The 16,388-nt window shown below is 68.5% G+C and carries 16 protein-coding genes and 1 riboswitch; of the genes, 9 read left to right on the top strand and 7 right to left on the bottom strand.

Annotated features, from left to right (window positions below):
* Nucleotides 1–88 precede the first annotated feature (88 nt).
* The 6 genes from ftsZ to ACFHYQ_RS01535 all read left to right on the top strand — a co-directional run bounded on the left by ftsZ (nucleotide 89) and on the right by ACFHYQ_RS01535 (nucleotide 5,374).
* Nucleotides 89–1,492 (top strand): cell division protein FtsZ, encoded by a 1,404-nt coding sequence (gene ftsZ, locus ACFHYQ_RS01560; protein WP_394299227.1) that lies wholly within the window; start codon nucleotides 89–91, stop codon nucleotides 1,490–1,492.
* Complete coding sequence (locus ACFHYQ_RS01555; protein WP_394299226.1) at nucleotides 1,489–2,181, top strand: YggS family pyridoxal phosphate-dependent enzyme; 693 nt, start codon at nucleotides 1,489–1,491, stop codon at nucleotides 2,179–2,181. The genes ftsZ and ACFHYQ_RS01555 overlap by 4 nt, the downstream gene beginning before the upstream one ends.
* Before the next feature lie 74 nt (nucleotides 2,182–2,255).
* Nucleotides 2,256–2,741: a cell division protein SepF gene (locus ACFHYQ_RS01550; protein WP_394299225.1), complete on the top strand. Its 486-nt coding sequence runs from the start codon at nucleotides 2,256–2,258 to the stop codon at nucleotides 2,739–2,741.
* Between the two features lie 43 nt (nucleotides 2,742–2,784).
* On the top strand, nucleotides 2,785–3,060 hold the full coding sequence (locus ACFHYQ_RS01545) for a YggT family protein (RefSeq protein WP_204010455.1): 276 nt from the start codon (nucleotides 2,785–2,787) through the stop codon (nucleotides 3,058–3,060).
* A 63-nt stretch (nucleotides 3,061–3,123) separates the two neighbouring features.
* Nucleotides 3,124–4,005 carry a DivIVA domain-containing protein gene (locus ACFHYQ_RS01540; RefSeq protein ID WP_394299224.1) on the top strand — a complete coding sequence of 294 codons (882 nt, stop codon included), beginning with the start codon at nucleotides 3,124–3,126 and terminating at the stop codon, nucleotides 4,003–4,005.
* A 52-nt stretch (nucleotides 4,006–4,057) separates the two neighbouring features.
* On the top strand, nucleotides 4,058–5,374 hold the full coding sequence (locus ACFHYQ_RS01535; protein ID WP_394299223.1) for a hypothetical protein: 1,317 nt from the start codon (nucleotides 4,058–4,060) through the stop codon (nucleotides 5,372–5,374).
* Here the strand turns inward: ACFHYQ_RS01535 and ileS are convergent.
* A complete protein-coding gene (ileS, locus tag ACFHYQ_RS01530) occupies nucleotides 5,361–8,522 on the bottom strand; it encodes an isoleucine--tRNA ligase (protein ID WP_394299222.1) in 3,162 nt (1,053 codons plus the stop codon). The genes ACFHYQ_RS01535 and ileS overlap by 14 nt on opposite strands.
* Nucleotides 8,523–8,892: 370 nt before the next feature.
* Nucleotides 8,893–9,162 carry an SHOCT domain-containing protein gene (locus ACFHYQ_RS01525; protein ID WP_394299221.1) on the bottom strand — a complete coding sequence of 90 codons (270 nt, stop codon included), beginning with the start codon at nucleotides 9,160–9,162 and terminating at the stop codon, nucleotides 8,893–8,895.
* A gap of 120 nt (nucleotides 9,163–9,282) precedes the next feature.
* On the opposite strand from ACFHYQ_RS01525, the gene ACFHYQ_RS01520 reads away from it, so the two are divergent.
* Entirely contained in the window at nucleotides 9,283–9,705 is a 423-nt protein-coding gene (locus ACFHYQ_RS01520) for a CBS domain-containing protein (RefSeq protein WP_394299220.1), read from the top strand.
* A 75-nt stretch (nucleotides 9,706–9,780) separates the two neighbouring features.
* On the top strand, nucleotides 9,781–10,191 hold the full coding sequence (locus ACFHYQ_RS01515) for a DUF2267 domain-containing protein (RefSeq protein WP_394299219.1): 411 nt from the start codon (nucleotides 9,781–9,783) through the stop codon (nucleotides 10,189–10,191).
* A 108-nt stretch (nucleotides 10,192–10,299) separates the two neighbouring features.
* Here ACFHYQ_RS01515 and ACFHYQ_RS01510 read toward each other — a convergent pair whose 3' ends face one another.
* Complete coding sequence (locus ACFHYQ_RS01510; RefSeq protein ID WP_394299218.1) at nucleotides 10,300–10,623, bottom strand: DUF6343 family protein; 324 nt, start codon at nucleotides 10,621–10,623, stop codon at nucleotides 10,300–10,302.
* Between the two features lie 178 nt (nucleotides 10,624–10,801).
* Between ACFHYQ_RS01510 and ACFHYQ_RS01505 the strand changes: the two genes are divergently transcribed.
* Nucleotides 10,802–11,380, top strand: coding sequence for a histidine phosphatase family protein (locus ACFHYQ_RS01505; protein WP_394299217.1), 579 nt, complete (start codon nucleotides 10,802–10,804; stop codon nucleotides 11,378–11,380).
* Between the two features lie 121 nt (nucleotides 11,381–11,501).
* Here the strand turns inward: ACFHYQ_RS01505 and ACFHYQ_RS01500 are convergent, their stop codons facing one another.
* The 4 genes from ACFHYQ_RS01500 to ACFHYQ_RS01485 all read right to left on the bottom strand — a co-directional run bounded on the left by ACFHYQ_RS01500 (nucleotide 11,502) and on the right by ACFHYQ_RS01485 (nucleotide 16,272).
* On the bottom strand, nucleotides 11,502–12,245 hold the full coding sequence (locus tag ACFHYQ_RS01500) for a CbtA family protein (protein ID WP_394299216.1): 744 nt from the start codon (nucleotides 12,243–12,245) through the stop codon (nucleotides 11,502–11,504).
* 16 nt (nucleotides 12,246–12,261) lie between these two features.
* Nucleotides 12,262–12,435, bottom strand: coding sequence for a CbtB domain-containing protein (locus tag ACFHYQ_RS01495; protein WP_394299215.1), 174 nt, complete (start codon nucleotides 12,433–12,435; stop codon nucleotides 12,262–12,264).
* 67 nt (nucleotides 12,436–12,502) lie between these two features.
* A riboswitch (cobalamin riboswitch) is annotated at nucleotides 12,503–12,704 on the bottom strand.
* A 57-nt stretch (nucleotides 12,705–12,761) separates the two neighbouring features.
* A complete protein-coding gene (locus ACFHYQ_RS01490; RefSeq protein ID WP_394299214.1) occupies nucleotides 12,762–13,781 on the bottom strand; it encodes a ribonucleotide-diphosphate reductase subunit beta in 1,020 nt (339 codons plus the stop codon).
* A gap of 64 nt (nucleotides 13,782–13,845) precedes the next feature.
* Complete coding sequence (locus tag ACFHYQ_RS01485; protein WP_394299213.1) at nucleotides 13,846–16,272, bottom strand: ribonucleoside-diphosphate reductase subunit alpha; 2,427 nt, start codon at nucleotides 16,270–16,272, stop codon at nucleotides 13,846–13,848.
* Nucleotides 16,273–16,388: the final 116 nt, after the last annotated feature.

The raw sequence follows: 16,388 nt of genomic DNA, 5'->3' as shown, positions 1-16,388 counted from the left end.
TAACTCTAAATCTCAACTTGAGGGTGAGAGTTGAGACAGCGCGGGCGTGGCCCGCATGGAACGTAAACGAGCGGAAAGGCCCCTCGTCGTGGCAGCACCGCAGAACTACCTCGCGGTCATCAAGGTCGTCGGCATCGGCGGCGGCGGAGTCAACGCCGTCAACCGGATGATCGAGGAGGGACTCAAGGGCGTCGAGTTCATCGCCATCAACACTGACGCCCAGGCGCTGCTGATGAGTGACGCCGATGTGAAACTCGACGTCGGACGGGAGCTCACCAGGGGCCTGGGCGCCGGCGCCAACCCCGAGGTGGGCCGTAAGGCGGCCGAGGACCACCGAGAGGAGATCGAGGAGGTCCTCAAGGGCGCCGACATGGTGTTCGTCACCGCCGGCGAGGGCGGCGGCACGGGCACGGGCGGCGCGCCCGTCGTGGCCCAGATCGCCCGCTCGCTGGGCGCCCTGACCATAGGAGTGGTGACCCGGCCGTTCAGCTTCGAGGGCAAGCGCCGGGCCATGCAGGCCGAGGCCGGCATCGAGACCCTCCGCGAGGAGGTGGACACGCTGATCGTCATCCCGAACGACCGGCTGCTGTCGATCTCCGACCGCCAGGTCAGCGTGCTCGACGCCTTCAAGGCGGCGGACCAGGTGCTGCTGTCCGGTGTCCAGGGCATCACCGACCTGATCACCACGCCTGGTCTCATCAACCTCGACTTCGCCGACGTGAAGTCCGTCATGTCCGGCGCGGGATCGGCACTGATGGGCATCGGCCACGCGCGCGGCGACGACCGCTCGGTCGCGGCGGCCGAGATGGCCGTGTCCAGCCCGCTGCTGGAGGCCAGCATCGACGGCGCCCACGGCGTCCTGCTGTCCATCGCGGGCGGCTCCGACCTCGGCCTCTTCGAGATCAACGAGGCGGCCCAGCTCGTCTCCAACGCCGCCGCGTCGGATGCCAACATCATCTTCGGTACGGTGATCGACGACGCGCTCGGTGACGAGGTGCGGGTGACCGTGATCGCCGCCGGCTTCGACGAGCCGGCCCCGGCCAAGCCGGCCGTCACACCGCTGTCACGGCCCCAGCAGGCCCGTCCGGCGTCGTCGGCCCCGCCGGCTGTCCCCGCGGCCGCCCCGCCGGTGGCTCCGGCGTCCCGGCCGACTCTGGCGGCCGCGCCGACGCCCACTCCGGCCCCGGCGCAGCCTCCGGCGCCTCCCGCTTCGTCCGCTCCGCCACCCGCGCCCGCTGCGGCGTCCAAGCCGGAGCCGCAGGTCGAGCAGGCGCCCGTGAGTGGTACCGGGACCGCCGCGGGAGCGGCCACGTCCACCGGAGGCGCCGGGACCGCGGGTTCCGGGGGGAACACGGGACCGCTGTCGGTCCCGAGGCCCGCGCCCGAGCCGCCGACCCCGATCACCTCGCGGGTCAACCGGCCCGGTCCCCGAGTCCCGGTGGTGTTCGAGGAGCAGGAGGAGGAGCTCGACGTGCCGGATTTCCTCAAGTGAGAAAAGAGGAGATCAAGGCGGGTCTGACCGAGGTGGAACGGCGGATCGAGGAGGCCTGCCGGGCCGCCGGCCGGAGCAGGTCGGAGATCACGCTGATCGCGGTGACCAAGACCTACCCCGCCTCGGACGTACGGCTGCTCCACGCGCTCGGAGTCCGCGACATCGGGGAGAACCGGGACCAGGAGGCGGCCGGCAAGGCCGCCGAATGCGCTGATCTCGACCTCACCTGGCATTTCATCGGTCAGTTACAGACCAACAAGGTCCGCTCGGTCGCCTCCTATGCCGACATGGTCCACTCCGTGGACCGGCCCCGGCTGGTGGAGGCGCTGAGCCGCGAGGCCGTTCGGGCCGGACGCGAGATCGGCTGCCTCGTCCAGGTCACGCTGGATCCCGTCTCGGGGCGTGGCGGGATCCGGCCGGAGGAGGCTCCCGCGCTCGCCGGACTGGTCGCGGCGGCGGAGGGCCTGCGGATACGGGGCGTCATGGCCGTGGCCCCGCTGGGCGGGGACCCGGCGGAGGCGTTCGCCCGGTTGGACGAGATCGCGGAGGCCGTACGGAAGGAACATCCGGGGGCGGACGTCGTCTCGGCGGGGATGAGCGGGGACCTCGACCAGGCGATCGCAAACGGCGCGACACATGTACGGATCGGTACGGCGTTGCTCGGCCGTAGAAAGCCCTTCGTCGGGTAATGTCCCCCAAGCGGACCTTGGTGTCCCAATAGGGACCTTGAAGGCACCAGATATAGGCGGGAGGACGACGAGCGATGGCCGGCGCGATGCGCAAGATGGCGGTCTACCTCGGTCTCGTGGAGGACGACCGCTACGAAGACAGGTACGCGGCCGAGTACGGCCACGACGAGGACTACGCCGACGACGACTACGAGACGTCGTCGCGGCGTGAGGACACCGTCGAGGCGGCCGTCCCCGCCCCCCGCCCCTCGACGCCGGTCCTGGAGCGCCGTACCACTGATCTGGCGCGTATCACCACCCTGCATCCGCGCACGTACAACGAGGCGCGTACGATCGGCGAGCACTTCCGGGAGGGCACGCCGGTCATCATGAACCTGACAGAAATGGTCGACAGCGACGCCAAGCGGCTTGTCGATTTCGCGGCAGGTCTCGTCTTCGGTCTCCATGGAAGCATCGAACGTGTTACCAACAAGGTGTTCCTGTTGTCTCCCGCCAACGTTGAGGTGACCGCCGAGGACAAGGCCAGAATCGCGGAACGCGGCTTCTTCAATCAGAGCTAGAGTTCCATCATGAACAGTAACCGGATGGAGGCGGGGCTGGGCCGTGGGGATCATTAGAGAGATCGTGGTCTTCGCCCTGTACATCTTTCTGCTTCTGCTGATCGGCAGAATGATCATAGATACGGTGCAGGCGTTCGCCCGCAACTGGCACCCCTCCGGGTTGGTGTTGGTGCTGGCAGAGGCCATATACACCGTGACAGACCCTCCTCTCAGGTTCCTCCGCCGTTTCATTCCGCCCCTCAGGTTGGGTACGGTGGCCTTTGACCTGAGCTTCACAGTGCTGTTCATTGTGATCTTGGTCTTGATCCAAGTCGTGTAGCGCTTCGTTGATCGGGTGCCGTCCGACCGGACAGAGACTCCAAGCGCGCCAAGGAGACCCAAAATGCCGTTGACGCCCGCTGATGTGCGGAACAAGCAGTTCAGTACCACCAGGCTGAGGCCGGGGTACGACGAGGAGGAGGTCGACGCCTTCCTCGACGAGGTCGAGGCCGAGCTCGACCGCCTCATCCAGGAGAACGAGGAGCTCCGTGCGAAGCTGACCGAGTGCCTGAGGGGCAAGGTTCCCGGTGGTATGGGCGCCCCCGGCGGCGTGGGCATGGCGGGTCAGCCCCCGATGGCCCCCGCACCGGTCTCTGATCCCAAGCCGGAGATGATGGTCCCGCAGCCTGAGCCGATGAAGGCTCCCGAACCTCCTCGCCCCGAGCCGGTACCCGTCGGAATGGGCATGCCGCCCGCCGAGGACAACATGGACACCGCGGCCCGCGTGCTGGCCCTCGCCCAGCAGACGGCCGATCAGGCCATCGCGGACGCTCGGCGTGAGGCCGACGAGACGGTGACGCGCGCCAGGCGTGAGGCCGACGACATTCTCGGCAAGGCTCGCCGTCAGGCGGAGCAGATCATCGGCGACGCTCGCGCCCGTGCGGAGACGCTGGAGCGTGACGCGCAGGAACGGCACCGTCAGGCCATGGGCACGCTGGTGCAGACCCGTGACGAACTCGAGCGCAAGGTCGAGGAGCTGCGCAGCTTCGAGCGTGAGTACCGCAGCCGCCTCAAGCTGTACCTGGAGAACCAGCTCGCCGAGCTGAACGTCTCGGCCGAGGGCAGCGGCGGGTTCCCGATCGTCAGCGGCGCACCTGCGATGGCGCATGCGGTCGCTCCGGGTCCCCAGCCGATGACCGGTGCTCCGAACCCGTTCGCTCAGGAGAACCCCCAGCACTCCGCCGGCTTCCCGGGCCCCGACGGCCCGCACAACGACCGTCGGTAAGGTTCGCGTCCCCTTCCCTCAGCCGCGAACCCGGTAACTCGGAGTACCCCCCGTGATCCTCATCAGTGCCGCACTGGTTCTCGCCGCCATCGTCCTGCTCATCGCGGGCGTGGTGCTGGCGAAGCCGTTCCTCGTGATGTGGTCGATCGTGATCAGTGTGCTGTCCGCGGTCTGCCTGTTGATCGGGGCTCTGCTGAGGCGCCATGAGCTGTTCCCGGCGGGCAGGGGCACTGCCGTCGGGTCGGCTACCACCCCCCAGGCTCCCTCCGTCCCCTCTCCGTTCACGGCCACCGTCGCGCACGCCGGCAATCTTCCGGTCGGTGCGATGATCGGTGGGACGCCTGGGCAGCTCCCTCATCACGGGGCGGTCGCCATGCCGCCCCCGGCACCGGCCCCCATGCCGGCGGCTGTGCCGATCACCCGTCCGCCGGTCCCGGCGGCGCACGGGTTGGGGTCCGACTCCATCGTGCTGGTGATCCCCGGCCGCAGGCGGTTCCATCTGCCGAACTGCCGCCAGCTCGTGGGACGCGATGTCGAGGAGCTCACTGTCGAGGAGGCCCGTGAAGAGGGCTTCACTCCATGCACGACGTGCCAGGCCGAGGGCCAGAAGAGCCCGGAGGCCCCCGACAGCACCGAGATCCTCGCGAGCACCGAGATCCTCGCAAGCACCGAGATCCTCGCGAGCACCGAGACGCTGAAGAGCGCCGAGACCGTCGAAAGGTCTGAGAGCCCGGAGAGCCCCGAGAGCTCATCACGTACGGCAGGCCCCGCAGGTCTCGAGAAGCCCGAAGGCGCGGAGCGCGGCGTCGCCGACCCGGGCAACCCCGAAAGCACTGTTCCCTCCGGTCTGGACTCCCACCGACCGGGCTCCGACGAGCCGGATCCAGCGGATACCGCTGAATTCCCGGCCATAACCACCAAGCTCTCCGGACCGCAGGCGCCCGTCTCATCCGATACGGATGCCTCATCCGACGAGGGTGTCCCATCCGCGACCGTCTCATCCACGACGCCGGTCGCATCCGAGGCCGAACCGATCGACTGGTTCAAGCGGCCGAGCCCCGCACACGCAGGGGCCGCCGCCACCGAGCGGGTGGAGCCGGCCGAGACCACGGAAGCCGGGCGCGCCGGCCTCCGTGTCCCGGCAGGCTCCACCTCCACCACTTCCGGCACCACTTCCGGCACTACTCCCGCCGTCACCGCTTCCTCCGGTGCCACTGTGCGGGTCAAGGTCGGCACCCGGCGCTACCACCGCGCCGAGTGCCCACTGCTGCGTGCCGCCGATGACGCGGGCATCGAGACCATGCCTGAGCAGGAGGCCGAGGCGGCCGGCCTGACCTCCTGCTCGGTCTGCTCCGCTACGCCTTCCTGAGCTGGAAGGCGAGGCCGAGGTCGGGCTCCTCGTGCCGGGGGAGCGCCTCGCCCGGCGAACCCTCGGTGAAGCTCACTGCGAGGACCTCGTCCGCGACGACCTGTCCGCCGTCGCGCAGCGCCTCCGCCACCTCGCCGTCGGCCGACCACCACAGCTCGATCCGATCCGTGATCGACAGCCCCGTCGACTTGCGGGCCTCCTGAACCAGCCGGATCACCTCGCGGACCACCCCGGCCCTGCGCAGCTCCTCGGTGATCGTCAGGTCCAGCGCCACGGTCTCGCCCGTGCCGGTGTCCACCGCCCCGGTCTCCACCGCCCAGCCCGTCCTGGGCTGCTCAGTGATGATCACGTCGTCCGGGCCGAGCTCGACCGCGCCGAGATCCTCGATCTCCACCACCATTGCCGTACCCGACCGGATCGTCTTGGCCAGGGCCGTGGGGTCGGCGGCGGTCACCGCGGCGGCCACCTGCTTGGTGCGCGAACCGAACCGCTTGCCGAGGGTGCGGAAGTTCGGCTTCACCGTGAACGTCACCAGGTCGGCGGAGAACGTGGACAGGTCTTCCAGCCGCTGGACGTTCAGTTCGTCCGCGATCAGCCGACGCAGATCGTCGGGAAGCCCCGCCCAGCCCTGGGCGCCGATCAACGCCCGGCCGAGCGGCTGCCTTGTCTTCACGGAAGACGAGGCGCGGGCCGACCGGCCCAGTTCGACGATCCTGCGCACGAGGGCCATCCGCTCGGACAGCTCGGGGTCGAGTAGAGCGGTGTTCACCTCAGGCCAGGTCGCCAGATGGACCGACTGCGGGGCCTCCGGGGTGCGCAGCACGTCCCACACGTAGTCGGTGATGAACGGCACGAGCGGCGCCATCAGCCGGGTGACGGTCTCCAGGCACTCCTGCAGCGTCGCGAACGCCGCCGCCTCTCCGGACCAGAACCTGCGGCGGGACCGCCGGACGTACCAGTTGGACAGGTCGTCCAGGAACTCGGTCAGCCGTCGCCCGGCCCGGGCGGTGGCGAACTCGTCCATCGACGCGGTGACCTCGGCCACGGTCCGGTGCAGCTCGGCCAGTGCCCACCGGTCGATCAGCGGGCGTTCGCCGTACGGCGGGGCCTCGGCGAGCCGCTCCGGCGACCACGACTCCGCGTTGGCGTACAGCGTGAAGAACGAGGTCGTGTTCCAGTAGGTGAGCAGGACCTTTCGGACGATCTCCTCGAGTGCGGCGTGGCCGATCCTGCGGGGCGCCCAGGGGGAGCCGGAGGTCGCCATGTACCAGCGGAGGGAGTCGGCGCCGTGCTGGTCCATGAGCGGCATCGGCTGCAGTACGTTGCCGAGGTGCTTGCTCATCTTGCGGCCGTCCTCGGCGAGGATCAGACCGAGGCACAGCACGTTCTCGTACGACGACCGGTCGAAGACCAGCGTGCCGACCGTCATCATCGAGTAGAACCAGCCGCGGGTCTGGTCGATCGCCTCGCAGATGAACTGGCCCGGATAGGACTTCTCGAACACGTCGGCGTTGACGTGCGGCGCGCCCCACTGGGCGAACGGCATGGCCCCCGAGTCGTACCACACGTCGATGACGTCGGGCACCCGCCGAGCCTCACCCTGACAGGTGGGGCAGGGGAACGTCACGTCGTCGACGTACGGCCGGTGCGGGTCGAGCGCGGTCAGGTCGCGCCCGGCGAGCTCGCCGAGCTCCTTGAGCGAGCCCACGCAGGTGACGTGGTCGTCCGGGCAGGTCCACAGCGGCAGCGGGGTGCCCCAGTAGCGGGACCGCGACAGCGCCCAGTCGACGTTGTTGCGGAGCCATTCGCCGTACCGGCCGTGCTTGATCGTGTCCGGGAACCAGTTCGTCCGCTCGTTCTCGGCGAGCAGCTTCTCCTTGATCACGGTCGTCCTGATGTACCAGGACGGGAGCGCGTAGTAGAGCAGCGGCGTGTGGCAGCGCCAGCAGTGCGGGTAGCTGTGCTCGAAGTGGCCGCCGCGGAAGAGCAGGCCGCGCTCGCGCAGGTCGGCCGTCAGTTGCTCGTCGGCGTCCTTGAAGAAGACGCCGCCGACCATCGGCACCTCCGGCAGGAAGCGCCCGTCCGGGCCGATCGGGTTGACCACCGGCATGCCGTACCGCTTGCAGACGGCCATGTCGTCGGCGCCGAACGCCGGCGCCTGGTGGACCAGTCCGGTGCCGTCCTCGACGGTGACGTACGTGCCGAGCACGACGTAGTGGGCGTCCTCGATGTCGACCAGGTCGAACGGCCGGGAGTAGGTCGTGTGCTCCAGTTCGGCGCCGGAGAAGGTCGCCAGCACCTCGGCGTCCTCGCCGAGGACCCGCGTGAGCAGCGGCTCGGCCACCACCAGCACCTCGTCGCCGTGCCTGGCCGCGACGTAGGCGACGTCGGGGTGTACGGCGACGGCGGTGTTGGACACCAGGGTCCAGGGGGTGGTGGTCCAGATCAGCAGCGACGCGCCCAGCTCGGCCAGCGGGCCGGACGTGGCCGGCATGCGGACGAACACCGAGGGACTGGACACGGTCTCGTACCCGCCCGGCTGGCCCAGCTCGTGGTCGGACAGTCCGGTGCCGCAGCGCGGGCAGTAGGGCGTGATCCGGTGGTCGCGGAACAGCAGCCCCTTGTCCCAGATGACCTTGAGCGACCACCAGACGGCCTCCACGTACCGGGGGTCCATGGTGCGGTAGGCCTGGGACATGTCGACCCAGTAGCCCATCCGCTCGGTCATCTCCTCGAACGCGTCCACGTGCCGCAGCACCGACTCGCGGCACTTCGCGTTGAACTCGGCGATGCCGTACGCCTCGATCTCGGGCTTGCCGGACAGGCCCAGTTCCTTTTCGACGGCGACCTCGACCGGCAGGCCGTGGCAGTCCCACCCCGCCTTGCGGGGGACGTGGTAGCCGCGCATCGACTTGTAGCGGGGGAAGACGTCCTTGAAGACGCGGGCCTCGATGTGGTGGACGCCCGGCATGCCGTTGGCGGTGGGCGGGCCCTCGTAGAACACCCAGGACGGGCCGTCGGCGTTCTGCTCCAGCGAGCGCTCGAACACCTTCCCGTCCCGCCAGCGGTCGAGCACCTCGCGTTCCAGGGCCGGCAGGTCCACCTGCGCGGGCAGCGAGCGGAAACGAGGGGAAGAGTGGGAAGACATCGTCGGGCGGAACCTCCACGCGTGGTGATGACATGGCGCGAAGGGACGAAGCCGTCAGCGGCTCCGCGGTACCACCCTTCTTGACGCCCTGACACCCCTGAAGTTTCCGGCACTCCTGAAGTTTCCGGACGTCCTCTCGTTTCGGTCCTGCTGCCGGTTCTACTCGGCCGCCGTGTCAGCGGCCTTTCTTCCGGCGGCTCCGGGGTGATGTTCCCACCGCGACCCGCCCCGGGCTCACACCGTCCCCGGGTCGCTCGAGCGAGTGGATGCGGAGGTACTCGTCCCCATCGACGCCGTGCAGACTATGACGATAACGCAGACCGGGCGCCAGGACTTCCTGATATCGGCCCCGAGGATCTGTGGGGGCCGCCTACTGGAGGCGGCGGAGCAGCGCCTGCTTGGCCGTACTGAACTCCTCGTCGGTGAGCACGCCTGATCGGTGCAGCTCGCCGAGGTCGGACAGGCGCCGGATGAGAACGTCGTGATCGTCATGATCGTCGGCGGCGATCGCCTCGAGCGGCACCATCAGCTCTCCCAGAACCTTACGCAGCTCGTGGACGTCCTTCCCGCTGCCCGGCACGATCCGCAGGTGCTCACCGTCGAACGTCCAAGATCCGTCCGAGACGAAGATCTCCGCCATGCCGCCAGCCTAAGTCATGACGGCTCCGTCGAAGTTTCTCGCCCAGGCACGAAACAACCGGTGGGCAGCGTTAGGGCCGCTTGTAGGTGGGTAAGCGGCAACGGGGCAGGAGATAAGAAAATGGCACAAAAGGTACGCGAAGTGATGACCCCTGCGCCGGTCACCGTTCCCAGAGATGCCAGCATCGTGCAAGCGGCGAGGCTCATGCGCGAGCACAACATCGGTGACGTGCTGGTGACCGAAGACGACAGACTCTGCGGCGTGATCACCGATCGGGACATCGTGGTGCGCGCCGTCGCCGACTCCCGCGACCTGACCGCGACATCGGTGGCGGCGGTCTGCAGCAGTTCCGGCCTGGCCACGGTGACACCCGACCAGGACACCACCCAGGCATTGGGGCTCATGCGTGACAAGGCCATCCGCCGGGTCCCCGTCGTCGAGGAGGGACGGCCTGTGGGCGTCATCTCACTCGGCGATGTCGCACTGGAGCGAGATCCGTCTTCGGCGCTGTCGGACATCAGCGCCGCCCGGCCCAATACCTGAGTCCCCCTCCAGGCATGGCCACCCGCCGGTGTTCGCTCCGGCAGCCGTGGAAGGCGCAGCGAAAAGGAGGAGACGATGCGACACGACGAGTTCATCGGACAGGTTCAGTCACGGGCCAAGCTGGCCGGCCGGGGTCAGGCCGAGCGGGCCAGCCGGGCCACCTTGGAGACGCTCGGCGAGCGTGTGCCCGAAGGGCTCGCGGGCAACCTCGCCGCGCAACTGCCCACCGAGATCGGCGAGCATCTGCGGCGTACGGAGATCGAGGGAGGCCTCGGCACGGGAGAGCCCTTCGGACGGGACGAGTTCATCCACCGAGTGGCCGACCGAGCGGGTGTCGAGGAGCCTCAGGCGGTCTACCTGGCACGCGTGGTGCTCGAGGTCACGGGCGAGGCGACGCAGGGAGCCCTGATGGACAAGGTGCGCGACAGTCTCCCGGAGGACCTCAGGCCGCTCGTCACCTCCGGTAGCCGGGGTTCCATGGGGTGATGCCCAGGTCGGCGGCGGAACGCCGCCGGCCTGAAGGCGGGGCGTCGCGGTCAGCGGTAGGAGGCCTGCTTCGCATCGGCCTTGGCCTCCCGACCCCGGAGGCGGTGGTCATTCGAAGAGGGAATGCCCGTCGCCTCGCCGGGCGCGGCGGCGGATCACCACCACCAGGTCGACGACAGCGATGAGCGCGAGTCCGGCCAGGCCGATCGCGAGTACGGTCAGTCCGGCCGCTACCGCCAGTGCCGCGAAGAGTACGCACACGACCAACCCGAAGGCCGCCAGTGCGATCCGCAGATTGAGCGCGCTGCGCGGCGGTTCGCTCGTGGGTGAGAACACCGACCAGAACCTGTCACGGGCAGACCCGCGGTCCTGGTGAACGTCCCGCGGCCTGGCGCCGCTCCCGAGTCGGCTGCCTCCATGCGTTTTTCCCATGTCGTCCTCCCTTCCTTCCTCGCCCCCTACCCCGAACCGTTCGATGACGGACACGTGACCCTCACCGGTGGCGCGCCCGAGACGACCGGCTACTCTGCCCGCGTCGCTGATCGCACGGCTGGCCGGTCATCGCTTCCTCCGCCATGATCGGACTTGACGGAAGGGAGGTTCTGCTTTCGTGACCGCCAGAGTCATTCTCATCACGCACGCGGAGACCGCCGCCATGCTCACGGCCCGGTTTCCCGATGACGATTCCCTGACCACGCGGGGACGCGAAGCCGCGATCGCCGCATCCCGGGCGCTGCCGGCCATCGATGGCGGCTGTGCGGGCCCCGAGAGAAGCTGCATGCAAACGGCGACGGCCCTCGGCCTCGAGGTTGTCCCGGAACCGGAGCTGCGAGACCTCGACGTGGGGGATTGGCGCGGCCGACGACTCGAAGAGATCGAGGCCGAGCAACCGGCGGAGCTACTCAGTTGGTTGACCGACTCCCGGGCCGCGCCGCACGGCGGCGAGTCGATCTGTCAACTCATCGACCGGGTGGCCGAGTGGCTCGAGTCAGGTGCGGAAGGACGCTCTCGCATCGTGGTGGTCACACACCAGGCCGTCGTACGGGCCGCGGTCCTTCATGCGCTCGGCGCGCCGCCGTCCGTGTTCTGGCGGATCGACGCCCGCCCCCTCTCGCACACCCGGCTCTCCCGGCACGGTGGGCGCTGGCGGCTGACCGAGACGGGGCACCTCCTGGGCGTCGACGCCTGAACCGGTAGGGGCTCGACCGCGGCACCCGTCCGGGTCTGACGCCACCCCGCAGGGGGCGCCAGACCCGGAACGGCAGGACCGGGCTCATCGAACCAGCCGGGGCCTCATCACGCCGGCATGGTCAGACGGCTGCGGGAGCCGGACGTCTGGCCGCACCCGTGCCGGTGAACAACCGCTCGGCGAGGGGCCCGAACAGCAACCCCAGCGTTGCCCACGTGGTGGCCTGGATGGCCAGGGACGCCAACCGGAACCGCCACAGCACGTCGGCGGAGAAGTCCGCGGGGACCTCATCGATCGATGGCATCACCAGGTAGATGACCATGACGATGACGACGAAGACTCCGACTGCGGTGAGACCGGCGTTCCATCCGCCCAGCCGGGCTACCAGCCGCCGCCCGGCGTACCCGGCCAGGCCGGCCGCGAGCAGACTCAAAACGATCAGCGTGAAGTAGAGCCCCGTGCGAGCACCGATGGTGTCGGGGTCGCCCACCGCCGGTGGACTGGGAGGGTACTTGAGGAACGGGACGACGTACACGGTCACGAACCCGGCCAGTGCCACGAGGGCCGAGGTCACATAGGGTCGGTGGGAACCGATCCGGCCATGGGCGAGGGCGAAGGCGATCGAGAACAGACCGCCGAATGCCACGCCGAATACGGCGAGGGCAGTGATCAGGCCGAAGGTCTCCTGAACGGTGCGGGAGACGAGTTCCGGCTCGGATGCCTCGCCGGCGGCCGCGGCCTTGGCCTCCTCGAACGAAATGGCCAGGGCCACCTGGGGTTCACCGAGGAACCACGCGACGACATAGGCCAGTGCGGCGGCGGCCAGGCCGACGAGCATGCCGCGGATCAACAACGATCGCATCATCAGTGGCTCTCGATCGTCAGTGGCAGGGGAACCCGAGCAGGTGCCGCCCGTCGTGGACGAACTCGTGCACTGCTTCACCGCTGATGATGGAGACGGCCCCCTGCTCGGCCCCGACGAAGTAGATCAGGATGAGACCGAGCACCGCGGTGAACACCGCCCAGGGAACGATCTCACGCATCGGGATGCGCAACGAAACAGGCTGGGCTGAAGGAACGGCTACATTGGCCACGGTTTCTCCTCTCGGGGTCGCACGCCCCGACGATGGAGGACAACGGGTCAGTTTCCTGACTCCCGGGTCGACGCGCCTTCCGACCTTCCCGCTACTCAGCCGTGATCATTCTGAAAGGCGCTTACCGGTTACAGTGGCGGGACCGTCCTGGAATCACACCAGGTTCCTGCACACCGTTGCCTCTGTCTTGACTTGTCTCAATGAGATTCCCCTGTCCCGCCCGTCACGTCAAGCGGGACATAAGGGGCAGGGTGTCTGTTCGTTCCGCTGGACGGCGACGACCTGGGTCAGAAGTCGGCGTCGAAGCTGACCGTGCCGGTCACGCCTACCTGATATGCCGACACCCGCCGCTCGAAGAAGTTCGACAGCTCCTGGACGTCCTGCAACTCCATGAAGGCGAAGGGGTTCTTCGCCCCGTACAGCGGTGCGATGTCCAACTGGGCCAGCCGGCGATCGGCGACGTGCTCCAGGTAGGCCCGCATGTCGGCGATCGGCATGCCGGGCACTCCGCCGCCGAGCAGGTCCTCGGCGAACTGGACCTCGCATTCCACCGCCTCGGCGAGCATCTCGCGGACCTGGTCGGCCATTTCCTCGTCGAACAGCCCAGGCTCCTCCTGGCGGACCGTTTCCACCACGTCGAACGCGAAGGCCATGTGTACGGACTCGTCGCGGAACACCCAGTTGGTCCCCGAGGCGAGACCGTTGAGCAGGCCACGCGAGCGCAGGAAGTACACGTAGGCGAACGCCCCGTAGAAGAACAGGCCTTCGATGCACGCGGCGAAGCAGATCAGGTTGAGCAGGAAGGCCCGCCGGTCCTCCCGGGTGCGCAGCTCGCGCAGCTCGAAGATCGAGTCGATCCAGCGGAAACAGAAATCGGCCTTGCGCCGGATGGACGGGATGGTCTCGAACGCCGCGAACGCCGCGAACCGCTCATCCTCGTCGGGCACGTACGTGTCCAGCAGGTTCAGGTAGAACTGGACGTGGACAGCCTCCTCGAACAGCTGCCGGGACAGGTAGAGGCGGGCCTCGGGGGCGTTGATGTGCTGGTAGAGGTTGAGCACCAGATTGTTGGCCACGATCGTGTCACCGGTGGCGAAGAAGGCGACCAGGCGACTGACCAGGTGTCGTTCGGCGGGGGAGAGCCGATCCAGGTCCTTGAGGTCGGAGTGCAGGTCCACCTCCTCCACCGTCCAGGTGTTCTTGATCGCGTCCCGGAACCGGTCGAAGAAGTGCGGGTAGCGCATCGGCCGCAGGGTGAGGCTCATTCCCGGGTCGAGCAGCATCAGCGTCTCAGGGGCAGTGGTCATGACTCTCGCCTTTCGAGTAGTGCTTGGGGGTTCGGGGAGACGCGCGGCTTTCCTGTGGGCCTGCTCACTGACATGCTTCGCACGACTCCGGGTTCTCCAGCGAGCAGGCGAGCGCCTCCTCGGCCGTCGCCGTCTTCTTCCCGGAGACCGTCTGCGTCTTCTGCGCGGTGAGGGACACCGTGGCCTGCTGGATCCGGGTAGCGGGACGGGACCGCAGGTAGTAGGTGGTCTTCAGGCCGCTCTTCCATGCGTACAGGTACATCGAGGAGAGCTTGTCGATGGTCGGCGCGCTCATGAACAGGTTGAGCGACTGGCTCTGGTCGATGTACGGCGCCCGCGCGGCGGCCATGTCGATCAGTGCTCGCTGCGGCAGCTCCCAGGCTGTGCGGAACAGCTCGCGCAGCTCCGCCGGGAGTTCCCCGATGCCCTGGACCGAGCCCTCGGCCCGCTTGATGGCGGATCTGATGTCCTCGTTCCACAGGCCGCGCGCCTTCAACTCCGCTACCAGCGCGCTGTTGATCTGGAGGAACTCACCGCTGAGGGTCTCGCGCTTGAAGAGGTTGGACACCTGCGGCTCGACGCACTCGTAGCACCCGGCGATGGACGCGATGGTCGCGGTGGGCGCGATCGCGATGAGCAGTGAGTTGCGCAGCCCGTGCTCGGCGATCCGCTCGCGTAGCGTCGTCCAGCGCTCGTTCTGACTGCCGGTGACCTTCCACAGGTCAGGCTGCAGGAGTCCGCCGGCGGCCCGGGTCTGCCGGTAGGCCGGATGAGGGCCGGACCTCGCGGCCAGGTCGGCCGAGGTCTCCAACGCCGTCAGGTAGATCTCCTCGGCGATGAGGGCGGAAAGCTCCTTCGCCCGGGGGGAGTCGAACGGCATCCGAAACGCGAAGAAGACGTCCTGCAGGCCCATGACGCCGAGGCCGACCGGACGCCATCGGGGATTGCCGGCCGCAGCTTGCGGGCTCGGGTAGTAGTTGACGTCGATGACGCGGTCCAGGAAGGTGACCGCGGTGCGCACGGTGGCGCGCAACCGCTCCCAGTCCATCTCGCTTCCGGTCAGGTGCGCGGCGAGGTTGACCGAGCCGAGGTTGCACACGGCGGTCTCGGCGTCACTGGACACCTCGAGGATCTCGGTGCACAGGTTGGACAGATGTACCACGTTGCCGGGCTCGGCGGTCTGGTTGCACAGCCGGTTGGACGCGTCTTTGAAGGCCATCCAGCCGTTGCCGGTCTGGGCCAGCGTGCGCATCATCCTGGCGTACAGGTCCCTGGCCCTGACCTGACGGACGTATCGGCCGGCGTCCTCGGCGGCGCGGTAGACGGCGTCGAAGTCCTCTCCCCACAGGTCGGGCAGCTCCGGGACCTCGTTCGGGTCGAACAGCGACCACATCGCGTCGGCTTCGACCCGGTGCATGAACTCGTCCGGGATCCAGTTGGCGAGGTTGAGGTTGTGGGTGCGGCGGGCGTCCTCGCCGGTGTTGTCGCGCAGTTCGAGGAACTCCTCGATGTCGGGGTGCCAGGTCTCCAGGTAGACGCAGGCCGCACCCTTGCGGCGGCCGCCCTGGTTGACGGCGGCCACCGACGCGTCGAGGGTGCGCAGCCACGGCACGATGCCGTTGGAGTGCCCATTGGTGCCCCGGATGAGCGCCCCCCGTGAACGCACCCGCGACCAGGAGATGCCGATCCCCCCGGCGAACTTCGACAGCTGCGCCACCTGGGCGTACCGCTCGTAGATCGAGCCCAGCTCGTCGCGGGGGGAGTCGACCAGATAGCAGGAGGACATCTGGGTGTGCCGGGTCCCGGAATTGAACAGCGTCGGCGAGCTGGGAAGGTAGGCCAGCGAGGACATCAGCCGGTAGAACCCGATGGCCTCGGCCGGCGTGGTCGCCAGGCCGCACGCGACGCGCAGCAGCCAGTACTGCGGGGTCTCCAGTACCAGCCGGGTGGAGGGATGCCGCAGCAGGTAACGGTCGTACACCGTGCGCAGGCCGAAATATTCGAACCGCAGGTCGCCCCCGGGGTCGATCGCATCGTCGAGCTTGCGGGCGTTCGCGGTCACGAATTCGGCTGTGGCGTCGCCGATCAGTCCCTGCGCGTGCCCGAGCCGGATCGCCTGGCTGAACGAGGCCACTCCCTGGCCGCGGACCTCCTTGTCGATGTACCCGGCCAGTAGCCTGGCGGCCAGGCGCGAGTACTGCGGCTCCTCGCCGATCATCTCCGCCGCGGTCTGGATCGACAGCCGATCCAGCTCGGCGGTCGTGGCCCCGTCGTACAGGCCGCTGATCGTCTTGGTCGCCACGCGGAGCGGATCCACGTCAGACAGATCGTCGGCCCAGCGCTCCACAGCCCGGACGATCTTGTTGACGTCGACCGGCTCGCTCGTCCCGTTGCGCTTGCGTACGTGCATTTGCACTCGTCGCGGCATCGGCACCTGCCGCTCGGCATCCGCTGACGAAATCCCGCCCGGCGGCACCCCGGTGACCGTCACAGCTCTCTCCTCGCGAACTCGATCCAACAGGACCGAGACAGCGCGGGGAGGCATGCCGGCGAGCTCGCGAAAACGGCTGCGCCAGAGCCATCGGCCGTCCCGCGCGGCCTCCGACC

It is taken from the genome of Sphaerimonospora cavernae, from assembly GCF_042435035.1.
Lineage (GTDB): Bacteria > Actinomycetota > Actinomycetes > Streptosporangiales > Streptosporangiaceae > Sphaerimonospora > Sphaerimonospora cavernae.
Note: the sequence above shows the minus strand (reverse complement) of the source record. Positions and strands in the feature narration are given on the sequence as shown.